11 protein-coding genes are annotated in these 16,702 nt (G+C 57.6%); 7 read left to right on the plus strand and 4 right to left on the minus strand.

The features are described 5' to 3' along the window. Nucleotides 1–6: 6 nt before the first annotated feature. A complete protein-coding gene (locus tag HTT03_RS01750; protein ID WP_174858163.1) occupies nucleotides 7–1,989 on the plus strand; it encodes a copper amine oxidase in 1,983 nt (660 codons plus the stop codon). Nucleotides 1,990–2,145: 156 nt separating this feature from the next. Here the strand turns inward: HTT03_RS01750 and HTT03_RS01755 are convergent, their stop codons facing one another. Both HTT03_RS01755 and gdhA read right to left on the minus strand, forming a co-directional pair. Then, the gene (locus HTT03_RS01755; protein ID WP_174858164.1) at nucleotides 2,146–4,488 is read right to left on the minus strand and encodes a cytochrome P450/oxidoreductase; all 2,343 of its coding nucleotides are present in this window, start codon (nucleotides 4,486–4,488) and stop codon (nucleotides 2,146–2,148) included. 271 nt (nucleotides 4,489–4,759) lie between these two features. Next, nucleotides 4,760–6,109 (minus strand): NADP-specific glutamate dehydrogenase, encoded by a 1,350-nt coding sequence (gene gdhA, locus HTT03_RS01760; RefSeq protein WP_174858165.1) that lies wholly within the window; start codon nucleotides 6,107–6,109, stop codon nucleotides 4,760–4,762. 477 nt (nucleotides 6,110–6,586) lie between these two features. On the opposite strand from gdhA, the gene HTT03_RS01765 reads away from it, so the two are divergent. The 6 genes from HTT03_RS01765 (at nucleotide 6,587) to HTT03_RS01790 (ending at nucleotide 11,636) form a co-directional block, all read left to right on the plus strand. Further along, nucleotides 6,587–6,802 carry a WGR domain-containing protein gene (locus tag HTT03_RS01765; RefSeq protein WP_174858166.1) on the plus strand — a complete coding sequence of 72 codons (216 nt, stop codon included), beginning with the start codon at nucleotides 6,587–6,589 and terminating at the stop codon, nucleotides 6,800–6,802. A 204-nt stretch (nucleotides 6,803–7,006) separates the two neighbouring features. Further along, entirely contained in the window at nucleotides 7,007–7,483 is a 477-nt protein-coding gene (locus tag HTT03_RS01770) for a MarR family winged helix-turn-helix transcriptional regulator (protein WP_174858167.1), read from the plus strand. Continuing rightward, nucleotides 7,480–8,778 carry a multidrug effflux MFS transporter gene (locus HTT03_RS01775; protein ID WP_174858168.1) on the plus strand — a complete coding sequence of 433 codons (1,299 nt, stop codon included), beginning with the start codon at nucleotides 7,480–7,482 and terminating at the stop codon, nucleotides 8,776–8,778. The genes HTT03_RS01770 and HTT03_RS01775 overlap by 4 nt, the downstream gene beginning before the upstream one ends. 254 nt (nucleotides 8,779–9,032) lie before the next feature. Then, on the plus strand, nucleotides 9,033–10,604 hold the full coding sequence (locus HTT03_RS01780; protein ID WP_174858169.1) for a flavin monoamine oxidase family protein: 1,572 nt from the start codon (nucleotides 9,033–9,035) through the stop codon (nucleotides 10,602–10,604). A gap of 4 nt (nucleotides 10,605–10,608) precedes the next feature. Beyond that, nucleotides 10,609–11,133, plus strand: coding sequence for a c-type cytochrome (locus tag HTT03_RS01785; RefSeq protein WP_174858170.1), 525 nt, complete (start codon nucleotides 10,609–10,611; stop codon nucleotides 11,131–11,133). Continuing rightward, nucleotides 11,130–11,636 carry a RidA family protein gene (locus HTT03_RS01790; RefSeq protein WP_174858171.1) on the plus strand — a complete coding sequence of 169 codons (507 nt, stop codon included), beginning with the start codon at nucleotides 11,130–11,132 and terminating at the stop codon, nucleotides 11,634–11,636. Before HTT03_RS01785 ends, HTT03_RS01790 begins: the two co-directional genes overlap by 4 nt. A gap of 65 nt (nucleotides 11,637–11,701) precedes the next feature. On the opposite strand, the gene HTT03_RS01795 is transcribed toward HTT03_RS01790, so the two are convergent. Together HTT03_RS01795 and HTT03_RS01800 are read right to left on the minus strand one after the other, a co-directional pair. Continuing rightward, complete coding sequence (locus tag HTT03_RS01795; RefSeq protein ID WP_174858172.1) at nucleotides 11,702–13,417, minus strand: peptide ABC transporter substrate-binding protein; 1,716 nt, start codon at nucleotides 13,415–13,417, stop codon at nucleotides 11,702–11,704. 177 nt (nucleotides 13,418–13,594) lie between these two features. Beyond that, nucleotides 13,595–16,702 carry an efflux RND transporter permease subunit gene (locus HTT03_RS01800; protein WP_174858173.1) on the minus strand — a complete coding sequence of 1,036 codons (3,108 nt, stop codon included), beginning with the start codon at nucleotides 16,700–16,702 and terminating at the stop codon, nucleotides 13,595–13,597.

The raw sequence follows: 16,702 nt of genomic DNA on the forward strand, positions 1-16,702 counted from the left end.
GACAGCATGTTACGTAAAACTTTACTAGGCGGGGTCGCGGCTCTTGCCCTTACCACCGCGGGGGCATCCGCCCATCCGCTCGACGGGTTTTCCGGGGAGGAATACCAAAAGATCAACGAGATCCTGCGCACCGCAGATCTCGCCACAGATGAGACGCTCTATCCGCTAATCGAGTTGATCGAACCGCCCAAAGCTGACGTGTTGGCATGGCAGGAAGGTGACACGCTCGACCGCCGCGCCATGGTGCACATGTCCAACGCTGACAACAGTGGCTTTGTCGAAACCATCGTGAACCTCACCACCGGTGAGATCGAAAGCAGTGCGCCCACCGAAGGGCAGCCAATGATCCTGTTCACCGAGTTCGCCAACGCGATGACAGCAGCGCTTGAACATCCCGACATGATCGCAGGGTTGGAGAAACGCGGCCTGACCCCGGATCAGGTGTTCTGCCTGCCACTCACCGCGGGCAACTTCTTCACCGAAGAAGACGAGGGCACCCGGTTGATGAAAGTGCCCTGCTACGTCTCGCCCGAAGGGTCGAACTTCTACGCCAAACCGATTGAGAACATCTATGCTGTGGTCGATCTGCAAAGCGGCAAGGCGCTGCGGGTGATTGACGAGGGCAATGTCGCCATCCCCGAAGATGGCTGGGGCTACACCGGCGAAGAGATCGAGGCCCGCGCACCGCAACGCGCTGCGATGAACCCCGCTGTGCTGACACAGGAAGGCGGGCCCAATTTCACCTACGCCGACGGTGCGCTCAAATGGGACATGTGGCGCATGCGTCTGCGGGTGGACAAACGCCCCGGGCCGGTGCTGTCGAACATTGATGTGAAGGACGGCGACGAATGGCGCTCCCTGCTCTATCAGGCGCATCTGTCCGAGGTTTTCGTCCCCTATATGGACCCAAGTGCTGGTCTCTACTGGCGCACCTATATGGACAGTGGTGAATACGGCTTTGGCTTGTTCCTGACGCCGCTGGTAGCGGGGATCGACTGCCCCTCCTATGCGACTTTCCTCCCGGCGATGATCGCGGGCGACGATGGTCAGCCGTTGGAAATCCCCGATGCGGTCTGCATCTTTGAACGTAACATCGGCGATCCAGCGTGGCGACACTTTGAGGTCTTTGCGCAAAGTCCCGATCAATACACCCCCGCAGAGGGGCGGCCCGAGACTGAGTTGGTCGTGCGCACGGCGTCAGAGGTTGGCAACTACGACTATTTGATCGACTACCGGTTCAAGCAGAACGGCCAGATGGAGATAAAGATCGGTGCGACTGGCCTTGATGGGGTAAAGGGAGCCGATGCCACCTCGATGGACGATCCCACCGCCGAACGAGAAACCGAATACGGCACGCTCATCGCTCCGAACCTCGTGGCGGCGAACCATGACCACTACTTCAACTTCCGGCTCGATTTCGACATCGACCAGCCTACCAACCGCTTCATGACGATGGACATCGTGCCAGCCGACGTGGCCGAAGACAGCCCGCGCCGGTCGCTGTGGAAGGTGGAACATAACATGCCGGAAACTGAAGCCGAGGCGACCTATCAGGTGTCTTCGTTCAAACCGCGCTACTTCATGTTGCAAAACCCCGACCGCAAAGGTCCGCTGGGGCATAAGCCGGGCTACATGATCCATCACGGCAGCGTGGCTTACGGCCCGTTCGACTTTGAGAATGACCCGCCGATGATGCGCAACGCCTATATCGAGAACTCGGTCTGGAACACAGTGCACGACCCCGATGAGCGTTACGCGGGCGGGAAATTTGCCCTGCAAAGCGACGGCTCCGACACGCTGGCGCAATGGGTCAAGGAAGACGCGCCGTTGCAGGATCAGGACATCGTGACGTGGTTCACCGCAGGGTTCCACCACGTGCCGCGCACCGAAGACTGGCCGGTCATGTCGACCGAATGGAAGACCGTGCATATCATGCCGCACAACTTCTTCCCGATGAACCCGGCGATCACGATCCGTGATCCTGAATAAGATAAGTTGATCAGAAGGCGGACGACACTTTCGTTCGCCTTCCCTCTAGCTCACCCGATGTTTCGGTGTGGCTTGGTACAGCCGAATGGGTTCGTGGCGAACGGTTCACTTCGACTTTGAAGTCCAAATGCGATCGCCCCGTCCCTCGTCGCACCCTTAAAGCGCAAGTTTGAGCCGCGCACCGTTTTTGGCGCGTGAACAACAGGTCATCATGCGTTTGCCGCCTGCCCGTTCAGCCCGCGTGAGCACCATGTCTCGGTGGTCAACCTCTCCTTCGATAACCGTCACTTCGCAAGACCCACACAGACCCTCACGACAATCACAAGCGACATCAATGCCCGCTGCCCTAATTGCGTCTAATAGAGTGGTATCGGCTGCCACATTCAGCACCAAACCCGAGTCGCTTAACTCCACCTCAAAAGGCTGTTCCTTTTCGGGATCGAGCCCTGCCACGCTGGAAGAGAAGTGTTCAAAGTGGAATGTCCCCTCAGGCAAATCCTTCGTCAGCACCTCCAACGTGTTTAACAGCCCCTTTGGTCCACAAGCATAGATTTGCGCGCCTTCCCCAAGATTGGCCACCAAGGCGGGCAGGTCCATCCGCTGGCTTTCATCGCCCGCGTAGAGCGATAGAACTGCGCCGTGATCTTGGGCGACACGATTCAGAAACGCCATCGTGGATTTTGACCGCCCCCCATAGTGCAGTTCATAGCTGCCCCCTAAATCTTTCAACCGATCAGCCATGGCGAGAATAGGCGTGATACCGATGCCACCCGCAATCAACACCACATGCGGTGCGGATTCATCGAGCCGGAACAGGTTCGACGGCCCGCGCATACGGATTTCGGCACCGGCCTGAAGAGTTTCATGGATGTAGCGCGACCCGCCACGTCCCAGATCTTCACGCCGAATTGCGACACGATAGCTATTGTCGTCGGGTGAACCGCAAAGTGAATATTTACGGTCGTACTCACCCACGCAGAGCTCAATGTGGGATCCGGCACTCCATTTCGGCAAGGGGCGGCCCTGCGGGTCTTCGATGGTCACGCCAAGGATACCCTCGGCTTCTTGGTGCAGCTCGGCAATACGCACTTTACGAGCAACGTCGCGGCGGGCGGGGGGGCCCACGGCAAAACAACGGCGCGGGGTCTTTACCTTTGCATCGGCCCGCTCCGGGTTTTGTGTAGGGTCCCATTCGACCCACAAAGAGTCAGGCCCACGAAAGGAGATATTGGGTAACTGATCAAAGTCTTGCTCTGCCAAACGCAGATGCGGCAGGCGACGGGTCACCTCTTCGAGGAAGATCCGCATTTCCATCCGACCAATGTTCTTGCCCATACATTGATGCGCACCATAGCCAAATGTGAGATGATCGATCGCATTGTCGCGGTAGATATCGAACGTATCGCCGTCTTCGAAATGCCTTTCGTCCTGATTGCCTGAGGCTTGGACGATCAGAAGCTTCGCACCTTCTGGCAGGTCGACACCGTTCAATCTCGTGGGCGCAGTGGTTTGGCGGCGCCAAGCGACAATTGACCCGGCATAGCGCAGGCATTCCTCAACCGCATTCGGGATCAGTGACGGATCCTCGCAGATGTCGTTCCACGCTTCGCGATGTTCCAGCAGGGTCCTAAACATATTGGCCGACGCCAGCGAGGTCGTCTCATGAGCGGCGACGATGATCGCCATCATCATCGAATGTACGTAGTTGTCGGTGACGATCTCTGGCTTCTCGGCGTTCATACGGATGGTGTGGTGCATCCAGCCGGCGCCGTCAGGCTCGGCGCGCATTTTCTCTATGATCTCGCCAGCATATTTCCAGAAGCGCCCTACATCATGAGCAACCTCAATTTGCTTTTGGTCTGATGGTTTGCCCCAAGTGTTGACGGAATGGGCGACCGAAAAAGTCTTGATAGTGGCGATTTCATCCTCAGGCACACCAAGGAAATGGAGCGCAACGAGCAGCGGGACTTCGTATAGCATTTCATCGATCAGATCGACCCGCCCACTGTCGATAAAAGCATCAATCTTTTCACGGGTTAGACGGCGGACCATATCCTGCTGTGCTTCCAGCTTGTCAGGCATGAAATGATCCAGCAGCGTACGCCGCCGTTCCATATGGGCAGGTTCGTCCTCATTCACCATGGTGCGGCCCATGCCATAACCATAGGTTTTGAGGATTTCCTGTGCCTCGGCGGTGGCCGGCGTGATCCTTTCCAGCGCATTGCGCGGCGAGAACAGGATGGCGTCGCGGAACACCGTCTTGATGTCATCGTAACGTGTTACGACCCAATAGCCCAACTTTGGCGCATAGAAAACGGGAAGCTGGTCACGCGACCAGCGCAATGCTTCCGCCGAGTTCAGTTGGTATGAGCTTCCGAAGGCGTCAAAGCTTCGCGCCATGGCAGCCGGATCGCGGGTCGGGCAAGTTTGCTCCTGCTCATCAGGGGCTACGCCGCCGAAGGGGCATTCGTGCGCAGTATCCTTGATTTGGCCTGCCATCTTGTCGCCCCCCCTCGATCAAGCTGTACGAGATCATTTGTATTTTACGACCAAGAGGCGGGCAACACGCAATATAGTCGCAAACAGCGGGCCAGATACGGTCGCGTCTATGGAGTTCTGTCGGAGACATCGGATGCAGACGCCGGCTCGCAGAGCCTGCGTCGAACGCCGGTAAGCTTGTTTGGGGACCTTGCGCAGCGGCAGCGGTTACGGTCACAGACCCGATAGCAGGACCATATCCGACGCATCTCATAGACCCAAAGACCGCTCCTTAGATCACACCCATCGCGCGCATCGCATCAGCCACGCGCACAAAACCCGCAATATTCGCGCCCAAGACGTAATCCCCCGGTGCGCCATATTCTTCTGAGGTTTCATGGCAGGCTGCGTGGATGTTGGTCATGATTTCTTCAAGCCGGCTCTCGGTCTGCGCGAAGCTCCAACTGTCGCGGCTCGCGTTTTGCTGCATTTCAAGCGCCGAAGTCGCCACGCCACCTGCGTTGGCGGCCTTGCCCGGCGCGAACAGTACATTCGCTTTCTGGAACAGATGAACAGCCTCTGGTGTACAAGGCATGTTGGCACCTTCGGCCACTGCGATCACACCGTTCTCAACCAGCACTTTGGCATCATTTCCATTCAACTCGTTCTGTGTGGCGCAGGGCAAAGCGATCTCGCAAGGCACGTTCCAGACCGAGCCGCCTTTGACGTGATGACAGCCTTGGCCTTTCATCTCGACATAGTCCGAGATCCGCCCGCGATTGACCTCTTTGATCTGCTTTACCAAATCAAGGTCGATGCCATTCTCGTCGACAATATACCCCGACGAGTCTGAGCAAGCGACGACCTTGCCGCCGAATGAAAGGATTTTCTCCATCGCGTAAATGGCCACATTGCCAGAGCCTGACACCACCACCCGCTTGCCTTCGAAGTCGGTATTTTTGGCCGCCAACATTGAGCGCACAAAGAACGCGGTGCCAAAGCCCGTTGCCTCTTTGCGTGCGCGTGAGCCACCATAGACCAGCCCTTTGCCGGTGAGAACGCCTGCTTCGAAACGGTTGTTCAGCCGTTTATACATGCCAAACATATAACCGATTTCACGTGCGCCAACGCCGATGTCACCTGCGGGGACGTCAACATATTCGCCAATATGCCGATGCAATTCGACCATGAAAGACTGACAAAACCGCATGATTTCGCGGTCGGACTTACCTTTGGGGTCAAAGTCTGATCCCCCCTTACCGCCGCCGATTGGCAAGCCGGTCAGCGCGTTTTTGAAGGTCTGTTCAAACCCTAAAAATTTGATGATCCCAACATTCACCGAGGGGTGAAAGCGAATGCCACCTTTATATGGGCCGAGCGCCGAGTTGAACTGAACCCGGAAGCCGCGGTTGATCTGGACGTGGTTCTCATCGTCGATCCACGGCACGCGGAAAATGATCTGGCGCTCCGGCTCGCAGATGCGTTCGATCAGAGCATCGTCAGAATACTCAGGGTTTCTTGCGATCACACGTCCGAGGCTTTCCAACACTTCGCGCGCCGCCTGGTGAAACTCGGGATCACCCGCGTTGCGGTGCAGAACGGTACTTAGAATTGGCTGGAGCTTCTCGTCGATGGTATTCACGCAGCGGTCTCTCACTCTTAGGACAGGAAACGACCATCGTTTGAATGGTCTGGCTCGTGCTGTAGTATTACTGCCTAAGTAACAGCGCAACTGAGATGGTCACCTGACCACGCGCCAAGCTGACGCCCGCGCGTTGTTCATATTGTGCGAGGGCATCGGAACTGTAGGGCGGCTAAGCTACTACAGACATTGATAATGACCATTTGCAAATGCCGCGATGGCCGTAATCATAGCCACAGATACTAAAACCCACAGCGGGCAAAAATGGGGACTTTGGCATAGTGGCTTTGGCGGTGTATCTAGGTATGCTTTGAGCGCAAAGTAGGACCAAAGGGCGGAGTGGTCTTAACGTGAGCATAGTTTTGGAGGCCAACGGTCTGACAAAGGAGTTCCCATGACATATGCTGCAAAGTGCGGGGACCGGGACAACTCCGCAACAAGGTCCAAATCTTGCGGTTGATACATAGGTAAGGGTTCATGCATCTCACCAAGATCAAACCAGAGGCGAACTTGCGGCGGTTTTACTGTTTAGAGATCGTGCCGGGCCTCTTTGGTGATTGGGGCTTGGTCTGCAACTGGGGGCGGATCGGAAGCTCAGGTCAGCTACGAACCTATTGGTTCGGGACCGAAGCAGAGGCGAAGGATGCGCGTCTTCAAATCCATATGAAGAAAGCGAAACGCGGCTACGAGTAGGTGTTTCCGCCGCTGCAAGCACAACGGTCGCGCAGTTAGAAACGACATCGCCAAATTTCTCATGACAGCGCCTTAATCTGCCCATGCGGCGGACCTGTGCGGCTTGTGCCATATCTGGACGTGGCGCGAGCTCAAACGGCGACGGTTGAATTGCTAAGCAAGGCTTATTATCGTCATGGCTTACGAAACGCAAGGTTCCGATGCATGCAGCAGCCGATAGACTCCGATACCTCCTCTTTTTTGCTTTTGGATATCGCGCGCCTGCTGCGCTTGGAATTTGAGCGAAGGGTGGGTGATGCGGCACTTGGCATCACGCCGGGTGAGGCGCGGACATTGGCGAATGTGGCGCGCTTCGGTCCTTTGCGACAGAATGATCTGGCCAATCTGACCGGGTTGGGCGCGATGAGCATCACGAGCGTTTTAGACAATCTCGAAACGGCTGGGTTGGTGCGTCGAAGTGTTGATCCGAAAGATCGCCGCGCCAAACTGGTGCAGGTAACAGATAAAGCCGCACCGCTGTTGGCAGAGTTAAAAGCCATCGGGGACGATGTCAGAGCCGTGACGCGGGGGGATATGTCCGCCGACGACTGGGAAACCTTTCGCCGTATGCTTAAAACCGCCCGCGACAATCATCTCGCTGCGCGCCGCAGCAAACGTGCAACGGGGGATGCTTGCGCATGAGTGTTCTTAATCGTCTGACTGACGACACCGCCAAAAAGGCTCCCGTGCGAATGTCTGTGCGGCGGGTGAGTTTGCTTGGAGCGCTTTTCATCGCGACCGGGCCAATCGCCATGGCACTCTATACCCCCGCAATGGCCGAGATCGTGTCGGCCTACGGCACCACAAGCAGTTTGGTCAAAATGACCTTAACGCTCTATTTCGGAGGCTTTGCCACGGCACAGCTTATTGCGGGGCCGCTGTCGGACGCATTGGGTCGCCGGCCTGTGATTATCGGCTTCATGATGATCTTCGTTGCCGCCAGCTTGCTTGCCCTTGCGGCTCCTACGATTGAGACCCTCATCGTTGCGCGATTTGTGCAGGGCATTGGCGCTAGCGCAGGTGTGGCGATCTCGCGGGCCTTGGTGCGAGACCTGTTCGAGGGCGACGAGTCTTCTCGTATTATGAACCTGATGGGGATCATTCTGGCCGTCGCGCCCGCCTTGGCACCTACTTTGGGTGGTGTCCTGGTGACCCACGCAGGATGGCAATCCGTGTTTGTGGCGATGATGTCCTTCGGTATTGCGGTGATTGCGGCCACTGTTTGGGGTCTGCGTGAAACTGTCGTTCCCGACCGCAGTCGGCTCAACCTGCGCCAGCTTGCCCAATCCTATGTGACACTTATGACAAACCGGCATTTTATGGCGACGTCGCTTACCATCGCCGGAGCGATCGGGGCGATCTATGCATTGGCGACGATCCTTCCCTTTATCCTCATGCAAGTCCTTGGTTTTACTCCAACCGAATTCGGGCTTGGGATGCTGATGCAATCGGGCAGCTTTTTCGCCGGTTCCTTGGTTGTTCGCCAGCTTATGAAACACCACAGCGCCTATCGACTGGTTGTCCCCGGTCTTGGGGTGATCCTTTTTGGCAGCGCGTTGATCCTGACATTGCTGGTGGGTCCGCCGAGTTTTTTAAGGGTCATGGTGCCGGTTGCCTTTTACACCTTCGGGATTGCATTCGTAATGCCAGCCATGTCCACCGCCGCATTGGCGCCTTTCCCAAAGATCGCCGGCGCTGCGTCTTCATTGATGGGCTTTTTGCAGATGGGCGCGGGGCTATTGATCGGCTCTTTGGCCGCCCTTTTCGACGATCCGGTGGTCGCTTTGGCGGTGCTGATCCCGACGATGGGTACGGTGGCAAGCCTGTCCTATGTTGTGTACCGTATGAACCCGCATCTGGCGGAGCCTGAGCCGCGAAAAGAAGTCATCAGCGGCCCTCCGGCAGGGCGGACATGGATGCCGTCGAAAAAGGGATAGCGCGCTCGGACGAGAGGAGTTGCGATGGGGCTGTCTAGGTCGCTTTAAGTAGCGTAGCTGCCGCAGGCACTTGCGGCTTTCACGGCGTCTGCCAAGCCCCCCTCCCCCGGCGCCACACGGCTCATAATAGAAATATCTTGGAACCCATCTCACTGGCGTACGGTTAACCCATCATAGTGCTCTTTTTCGTCAGCACTCTTGCGGCCACGCGCGGATAGAGCCGCAGATCGAACTTCGGTACCTAGGGGGCTTCCATGAGTGAAATCACACGTCGCAATCTCTTGGCTATGATCGGCACTGCTGCGGGCAGTACGGCCATGTATCATGCCATGGCATCAATGGGTTTCGCTGCCCCGTCGGACTATAGCGGTCCGATTAAGTTGGACGGCGATCCGCAGGGCGCAAAGGTGTTGATCCTTGGCGCCGGTCTTGCCGGACTGACCGCTGCTTACGAAATGCGCGCAGCTGGCTATGAAGTAGAAGTGTTGGAGTTCCGCGAAAAGGCGGGCGGGCGATGCTGGACCCTGCGTTCGGGCGATAGCTACACAGAACTCGGCGGCGCAACGCAGAACGTCGATTTTGCGGAAGGCAACTACATCAACCCCGGCCCATGGCGGCTTCCACACAACCACCATGCTGTTCTGGATTATTGCAAGCGGCTCAAAGTGCCGCTGGAGCCGTTTATCCAGTTGAACTACAACTCCTACCTTCACAAGTCGGATGCCTATGGCGGCAAGCCACAGCGTTTGAAGGACATCAAGACCGACTACCGCGGCCATATTTCGGAATTGCTCGCCAAAGCCGTGAACCAAGGCAAACTGGACGAGCTGGTCACTGCAGAGGATCGCGAAGTCCTGCTAGAAAGCCTGCGTTCCTTCGGGGTGCTGAATGAGCAAAACGAATACGCCAAAAGCTTAGAGACCAGCCACTACCGCGGCTACGCCAAACAGCCCGGCGGCGGTGTCGGCGCGGCACCTGAGGCATCAGACCTGCTGAACCCGCAGGAAGTTTTGCAATCACGCCTGTGGGAATATCTTGCCACGCATGAGACTGTCGACCACCAAGCCCCCATGTTCCAGCCCGTCGGTGGGATGGACGGTATCGCCAAAGGGTTTGAGCGCGAGGTCGGAGATCTCATTACCTATAACGCCAAGGTCGTGTCACTTCAGCAAGACGAGAATGGCGTGACGGTAACATGGGAAGACAGCGCCGGTGGCGGTCAAAAGACGAGCAAGGCGGACTACTGCGTTTGCACCATCCCCTTCTCCATCCTCGGTCAGATCGACCATAATCTTTCGGGCGGTTTGGCGAATGCGATCAGTTCCATGTACTACAATGGATCGACCAAATGGGGCCTCGAATTTAAGCGCCGCTTCTGGGAGGAAGACGAGGATATCTATGGCGGGATCAGCTATACCGATCTGGCCATCGGGCAGATCAGCTACCCCTCGACGGGTTACTTCTCAGACGGGCCAGGGGTACTTCTGGGCGGTTACACATGGCGGGGTGAAAACTCTTACAAGTTCAACGCGATGGAGCCTGATGAGCGGCTGGAATGGGCGCTGCGCCAAGGCGCCAAGATCCACCCCCAATACCGCGACGAGTTCAAAACCGGCGTGAGTGTTGTCTGGCACAAGGTGCCGTGGGTGCTGGGCTGCGCCGGCGTCTGGGAAAACCGCGACGATTACGACGAAGCGATCAAGATCGACAATCGCGTGGTGTGTGCGGGCGAGCATCTTTCCTATCTGCCAGCTTGGCAGGAAGGGGCGATCCTCTCCTCCCTCGATGCGATTTCGCGTCTCCATGACAAAGTAATCAACGGGTGAAGCCATGCAACAGACTTTTATCACAGCCGCGATCGTAGGTATGCTCGGCACGTTGCCGCTCTATGCCCAAGACGATGAAGTAGACACGCGCACCGCGCAAGAAACTGAAACGGGTGAGACCTCATCCGAGGTCGATGCGCGGCCTCAAGAACGCGAGATCACCGCCAAGGCAGATGGGGGTGAATGGGTCGAGGAATATGTCAGCGAGGATGGCGAGGAATTGTATCAATCGCTCTGCTCTGGCTGTCATATGGCCGATGGGTCAGGCGCAGTTGGGGCCGGGAAGTACCCTGCGCTCAGCGGGAACCCGAACCTCGAATTCGCCGGTTACGCGACCTACATCATCATCAACGGTCAAGCTGCCATGCCCAGCTTCGGCCATTTTCTTGATGACAAGCAGGTGCTCGCCATTACCGACTATCTGCAAACCAACCTAGGCAATGACTATGAGCCCGATGGCACGCTTGATGCCGTGGCCGATGCCCGTCCTGCCGAACCAGTAGATCAGAATACGGAGGAACACGAATGATCCGCAAATTTATCGCCCCCCTCGCCGCGGCCACCGCACTGACGGCCACCGCAGCATTCGCACAAAGCTCGGAAGTTGTTCGCCATGGATTGCCGGATTCCGACTTTCCGATCCTGCAAGCGGTAGAGGTGCCAGCGGATGCCACTTTGGTTTATCTCAGCGGCACCGTGCCGGAGGTCGCTGATGAAACGGCAGAGAAAGGCTCGCCGGAATATTTCGGGGATACGGCCACCCAGACTGCTAGCGTTCTGGCGTCGATTGAGAAAAAGCTCGCCGGGATTGACCTTGATATGGGGGATGTCATCAAAATGCAGGCCTATCTCGTCGCTCCCGAAGGCAGCGATGGGATGGACTTTGAAGGCTTTATGAAAGGCTATACTCAATACTTCGGCACCGAGGAGCAACCTGAATTGCCAACCCGGTCGGTCTTTGCGGTTGCGGGATTGGCGAACCCGGCTTGGCTGGTTGAGATCGAAGTTGTGGCGGTCCGCTCCGGCTCATAAGCTCGCGCAGCAGGCGATCACCTGAATTTCGAAGCGGTGGCCCCTTCGGGCCACCGCTTTTGCGTTTAACCGTCGGTGCGATACCAATCGGCAACGTTCCACAGGTCACTGTCCCAAGCGTTCAGCTTTACGCCACCAAGCGTGTTGCCCTGTGCCGCCACCGCTGCGCGGTTGATCAGCGGCAACATGGATTTGCTTTCAGTCGTGATGATGTCGTTCAGACGTTTGACCAGACGCGCCCGCTCTTCGATCTTGCTGGTACGAGAGAGCTCATCCAGCAGAGAGTCGTATTCCTCGTTGCAAAAGCGGTTGATATTCTCGCCCTGCCACTGGGTCGATGGCTTAGGCTCATTCCCGCAACGGCGCTGCGCGAGATAGGCTTGCGGGTCGGTGCCGTCGTAGAGGTTCGCATACATCTCCACATCGGCATAGAACTTCGGGAATGTGTCGGGGCTGCCGGGATCGCCGCCGAAGAAGACCGAGGCATCGATGTTGCGCAACTCGACCTCAATGCCGATCTGGTTCCACCAATCCTTGATCAGCGCCTGAAAGTCCTGACGCACGGCATTCGTGGAGGTCTGGAACAAGATCGACAGACGCATACCGTCTTTCTCGCGCACGCCGTCTCCGTCTTTGTCCTGCCAGCCCGCTTCATCCAAAAGCGCCTTCGCAGCTTCCAAATCCTGCGTCATGCATTCGGTATTGTCAGAGCTATAGATTGGCGGCGCGGGGACCAGATTGCAGGTTGGCCGACCCGCCTGCCCATAGCCGATTTCGTTCAGCAGTTCGCGGTCAATCGCCATGCTCATGGCCTGACGAACGCGGCGATCGGTGAGGAAAGGATGCGGCTCTTCAACCGTCGCGCGGGTTTCGGGCGGCAGGTCCGGGGAGGGGTTCGTCATATTGATTTCGATCCGCTCCACCAACGGTCCGAACTCGAAGATAGGCTTGCCGGTGCCACCTTCGGCGATTTTCTCCAGCACGTCGGGCGCCATCAGCAGATCCCAAGCGTAGTCAAACTCGCCCGTCTCCATCACCGCCCGCGCAGCTGAGACGGAATCCCCGCCGCCTTTGAAGTTGAGCTTAGCAAAGGCAGGCTTGCTCGGATCGCGGTAGTTGTCATTCGCCACAAGCTGGATCGAGTCGTTGGGGCGGAAGTCTGTCACTACGAAGGGGCCGCTGCCAATCGGGTTGAAGTTCTCCTCCGTGCAACCCGGCGCGCGCGCGCCTGTGCATTCCGCGAACTGGGCCGCCTGCAGGATGGGCGAGGCCGCGCCCACGAATGGTAGATAGGGGTACGGTTTCGGCTCGTCGAAATGGATCGTCACGGTGCGATCATCAATGACTTCGATTTCTTTCACGTCATTGAACTTTGACAGTTGTGCGCAACCGCCTTCGGGGTTCATGCAATAATCTGCCGTGAATTTCACATCCTTGGCGGTAAGCGGCGTGCCGTCGGACCAAGTCACCCCTTCCTTCAGTTTCCAAGTGATGGTCTTGAGGTCTTCGGTCATGCCGCCGTTTTCGACCGTGGGAATTTCGACCGCCAGTTTCGGGACCAGCTCGCCTTTCTCATCGGCGTTGGCCAAAGGCTCCAACACCATGCTGGAGGCATCACGCTCTTTCACGCCGCCCGAAAGATAGGGGTTAAGGATCGAGGGGGCCTGCCAGTAGATGATATTGAGTTGCTCATCGCGACCACGCTCGCCCTCCTGCGCGATGGCCATCGTTGACAGCAAGGTCAGGGAGGTGGCTCCGAGTAAATGGGCTGATAATCGCATGATGTGCTTCCAATCTTGATAGAATGTCTGACGCAAATAATTGCTTAACTAGTCAAACATAATAAAATTAGAATGCAATGGCTGCGCGGGCGAAACGGGCCAGAATGAGCGCGCGCCGCTTTGGACATTTCGCCGCAGCGTCGCTTCACTCTATGGTGGCTAGCTTTCGCCTGTTAGTCACACATCCGCTTTCTTTCGCGTTATCATCAGCCGGATTTTAAGCACCACCACATAGAACACCGGCACCAAGAAGATCCCGATCACCGCAGAAGAAGCCATGCCGCCGAGCACGCCGATACCAATTGAGTTCTGCGCCCCGGCCCCGGCCCCAGACGCAATGGCCAAAGGCAACACGCCAAGCATAAAGGCAAAGGTGGTCATCAAAATCGGGCGCAGACGTTGCCGCGCCGCGACCTTGGCGGCTTCAACCACTGACAGCCCTTCTTCCACCTGCGCTTGCGCGAACTCCACGATCAAAATCGCGTTCCGCGCCGCCAGCCCGATGGTGGTGAGCAGGCCAACCTTGAAGTAAACATCGTTCGACTGGCCAAAGTAGTAGGCCGCCGCCAGCGCGCCCAAAATGCCCACCGGCACCGTCAACATCACCGCCAGTGGCACGGACCAGCTTTCGTAAAGCGCGGCCAACGCCAGAAAGACCACCAACGCGGACAGCGCGAACAACATGGGCGCCTGATTGCCTGACATCCGCTCTTGGAAGGACAGCCCGGTCCATGCAGCGCCATAGTTGCCATCAAGCTCTGCCACCAGATCTTCCATCACCTTCATGCCTTCGCTTGAAGACAGCCCTGCCGCGGCGCTGCCGCTCAGTTCCATCCCGCGCGTGCCGCCAAACCGGGCAACCGCCTGTGGCTCTTGCGTCCAGTTTTGCTCAGAGAACGCCGCGAAAGAGACCATCTCGCCGTTGTTGTTACGGGCGTACCATTGGTTGATGTCTTCGGGCTGACGCCGTGCATCGGCTTTGCCCTGAATGATGACTGGACGCAGATCATTCCCCAGTGCGAAATCATTCACCTCGCGCCCTGAGAAGATCACCGCGAGCATTGCATTCACGTCCGGGATCGACAGACCAAAGGCGGCCGCTTTTTGCTGATCAATGTCCAGCCGAAGCGCGGTTTGTGTGGCGGCTTCGTTGCCGCGCAACGATGTGACACGGCCATCGGCCTGCGCATTTGCCACAAGTTGATTGGCCGCCGCAGCAAGCGCTTCTTGCCCCTGCCCGCCTTGGTCCGTCAGAAACATGTTAAAGCCTGACGAACTGCCCAGCCCTTGGATCGCAGGCGGCTGGAGCACAAAGATATTGCCCTGCCGGTTCGTGGTATAGAAATAGCCGTTGGCCCGGTTGACCAGACCCGCGATGTCAAAGCCTTCGCGCTCGGCATAGTCATGCAGTTTGACAAAGACGATCGCGTTGTTCTGCCCCGAACCCGCAAAGCTGAACCCAAGGGCCGCGAAAACAGATTTGACTGTCTCGCTTTCGGCCTCAAGCAGATAGTTTTCGACCTTCTTGACAAGGGCCAGCGTCTGTTCGGTGGTGGAGCCATCCGGCCCTTGGATCATCACCAACGCAACGCCCTGATCTTCGTCGGGCAGGAAGGAGCCGGGCAGCCAATCAAAGAGCATAAGCACACCGACAGTCACCGCCGCCAAGACCAGCAAGCTGCGCATGGGGCGTTTGACGTAGCGCGACACAACACGCACATAGCCATTGGTGACGCGGTCAAGGTTACGGTTGAACCATCTGGCGGGCGCAATGGCGTTGCCGTGGCCACCGGGTTTGAGCAGGCTGGCGCACATCGCGGGGGTCAGGATAACCGCAACACCAAGAGACAGGACCATCGCTGTGATAATGGTGATCGAGAACTGGCGATAAATCACGCCGGTCGCGCCGCCCATAAAGGCCATGGGGACAAAGACCGCCGACAGCACCAGCACGATGCCGACGAGCGCCGATGTGATTTCGTCCATGCTCTTCTCTGTGGCTTCAACCGGACCGACGCTATCTTCTTCCATAACGCGCTCGACGTTTTCGACCACCACGATGGCATCATCGACCAGCAGGCCGATGGCCAAGACCAGGGCGAACATGGTCAAGGTGTTGATGGTAAAGCCCGCCGCCGCCAGCACGCCGAAGGTGCCGAGCAGAACGACCGGAATAGCGATCACCGGAATGAGCGTGGCGCGCCAGCTTTGCAGGAACACCAAGATCACGAAGAAGACCAACACGACCGCTTCGATCAACGTATGATACACCTGCGAGATCGAGGCTTCGACGAAGGGCGAGGTGTCATAGGGATAGACGACTTCAACATCATCGGGCAGCGCAGTTTCGACATTGCTGATCGTTTCGCGCACCGCCGCTGCCGTATCCACCGCATTGGCACCTGAGGCAAGGTTGACGGCAAAGCCCGCCGCCGCGCCGCCATTGTAGCGGGCATCGCCGCCGTAGCTTTCCTGACCGATTTCAATGTCGGCCACATCGCCCAAGAATACGGTCGAGCCATCCGGGTCCACGCGCAGGAGGATGCTTTCAAACTCTTCGACCGTTGAAAGCTGCGATTGTGCCGAGATCGGCACGGTAAAACGCTGCCCCTGCGCGCTTGGCTGCGCCCCTAAATCGCCAACGGTGACATTGGTGTTCTGCGCCGCCACCGCCCCGGCCACATCCGCCGGGGTGACCTGGTATTGAACCATTCGCATCGGGTCGAGCCAGACACGCATCGCATAGCCTGAGCCGAAGGTGCTGATCGAGCCGACCCCCGGGGTGCGTTTGACCGGCTCTTCGATCAACTGGGCGATCAAATCACCCAACTCGACGGTCGACAACCGGTCGCTTTGGGTGGTCAGCGCGCCCACGAGTAGGATCGAACTGGTCGAACGCGCAACCTGAACGCCACGCTGCTGCACCACATCGGGAAGCTGCGATGTGACCAATTGCAGCTTGTTCTGCACCTGCACCTGCGCAATGTCAGGATCGACGGTATCGTCAAAGACCAAAGAGATCGACGCCGATCCGGGGGTGGAGTTCGACGTCATATAGGACAGCCCATCAAGCGCGGTCATGGCGTCTTCGATCACCGTGGTGACAGACGCCTCCACGATCTCAGCCGAGGCGCCGGTATAGGACGCCCTGATATTGACGGTGGTCGGCGCAATCTGGGGATATTGCTCAATCGCGAGGGAGTTTAGCCCAAGCGCACCCACCAGCATGACAACCAGCGCAATCACCCAAGCAAAAACCGGGCGGTGAATAAAAAAACGCGCCAT

Source organism: Sulfitobacter maritimus (assembly GCF_013346665.1).
Lineage (GTDB): Bacteria > Pseudomonadota > Alphaproteobacteria > Rhodobacterales > Rhodobacteraceae > Sulfitobacter > Sulfitobacter maritimus.

What these genes read in the sequence shown, in the direction of transcription:
- HTT03_RS01750 (WP_174858163.1), top strand. Translation starts at nt 7, where the DNA reads ATGTTACGTAAAACTTTACTAGGCGGGGTCGCGGCTCTTGCCCTTACC.
- HTT03_RS01755 (WP_174858164.1), bottom strand. Translation starts at nt 4,488, where the DNA reads ATGGCAGGCCAAATCAAGGATACTGCGCACGAATGCCCCTTCGGCGGC.
- HTT03_RS01765 (WP_174858166.1), top strand. Translation starts at nt 6,587, where the DNA reads ATGCATCTCACCAAGATCAAACCAGAGGCGAACTTGCGGCGGTTTTAC.
- HTT03_RS01770 (WP_174858167.1), top strand. Translation starts at nt 7,007, where the DNA reads ATGCAGCAGCCGATAGACTCCGATACCTCCTCTTTTTTGCTTTTGGAT.
- HTT03_RS01775 (WP_174858168.1), top strand. Translation starts at nt 7,480, where the DNA reads ATGAGTGTTCTTAATCGTCTGACTGACGACACCGCCAAAAAGGCTCCC.
- HTT03_RS01780 (WP_174858169.1), top strand. Translation starts at nt 9,033, where the DNA reads ATGAGTGAAATCACACGTCGCAATCTCTTGGCTATGATCGGCACTGCT.
- HTT03_RS01785 (WP_174858170.1), top strand. Translation starts at nt 10,609, where the DNA reads ATGCAACAGACTTTTATCACAGCCGCGATCGTAGGTATGCTCGGCACG.
- HTT03_RS01790 (WP_174858171.1), top strand. Translation starts at nt 11,130, where the DNA reads ATGATCCGCAAATTTATCGCCCCCCTCGCCGCGGCCACCGCACTGACG.
- HTT03_RS01795 (WP_174858172.1), bottom strand. Translation starts at nt 13,417, where the DNA reads ATGCGATTATCAGCCCATTTACTCGGAGCCACCTCCCTGACCTTGCTG.
- HTT03_RS01800 (WP_174858173.1), bottom strand. Translation starts at nt 16,702, where the DNA reads ATGGCGCGTTTTTTTATTCACCGCCCGGTTTTTGCTTGGGTGATTGCG.